The organism is Brevibacterium pityocampae, from assembly GCF_039541555.1.
Taxonomy (GTDB): Bacteria; Actinomycetota; Actinomycetes; order Actinomycetales; family Brevibacteriaceae; genus Brevibacterium; species Brevibacterium pityocampae.
Window position 1 is genome coordinate 1 of record NZ_BAABGL010000021.1, and the last position, 1008, is coordinate 1008.

A 1008-nucleotide genomic window follows, 5' to 3' on the forward strand; every position below is an offset into this window, starting at 1 on the left:
GGGACTGATGCACGTTTAAGTGTCAGTTTGGGTTTCACGCTGCGAGGTTCGCAGCGGGTTTCATGATCGCCTCGTACTCCACCGGCGTCAACCGGCCCAGGCGCGCTTGCCGACGCCGACGGTGATACGTCCGCTCAATCCAGGTCACGATTGCGATCCGCAACTTCTCGCGGGTAGACCAGCGCCGGCGGTCGAGGACGTTTTTCTGCAAGAGCGCGAAGAACGATTCCATTGCCGCATTATCGCCCGCTGCACCCACGCGACCCATCGATCCGGCCAGCCCGCGCCTGGTCAGAGCGGTGACATACTTCCGTGAACGAAATTGCGAGCCCCTGTCGCTGTGGACCACGCAACCGGTCACGTCCCCGCGCCGCACGGCGGCCATCTCCAGGGCATCCACAGCCAGACGGGCCTTCATCCGGCTGTCAATGGAATAGCCAACGATCCGGCCGGAGTACACATCCTTGATCGCACAGAGGTAGAGCTTGCCCTCGTCCGTCTTGTGCTCGGTGATGTCGGTCAGCCACAACTCGTTAGGACCAGCCGCGGTGAAGTTCCGTTCGACCCGGTCGTCGTGGACGGGCGGACCCGGCTTCTTCCCGTTCTTCGCCCGAGCCTTGCCGAACACCGACCACCACTGATTTCTCGAGCAGATCCGCCAAGCGGTTCGGGTGCTCATGGCCTCACCGGATGTGCAGGCTTCATCGGCGAGGAACCTGTAACCGAACTCCGGATCATCGCGGTGGGCATCATAGAGAGCATTCGCCCGATAGGCCTCGACTAATTCGGCATCAAGGACCGGCCGTGTGAGCCAGCGATAGTACGGCTGGCGGGAGAGCTTCAGAACCCGGCACGACACCGCAACGGGAATCCCGTCGGCGGCGAGCTCTCTCACGAGCGGGTAGAGCCTTTTGACGGCAGGTTCGCCTGCGATAGATAAGCGGCCGCGCGGCGGAGGACTTCGTTCTCCTGCTCGAGCAGCCGGTTGCGTCGCCTGAGCTCACGCAG

At 62.9% G+C, this 1008-nt stretch carries 1 pseudogene; it reads right to left on the reverse strand.

What is annotated here, in order from left to right:
• Positions 1-34 precede the first annotated feature (34 nt).
• Positions 35-1008 (reverse strand): annotated as a pseudogene (locus ABD883_RS11950) (IS3 family transposase); the annotation flags it as partial.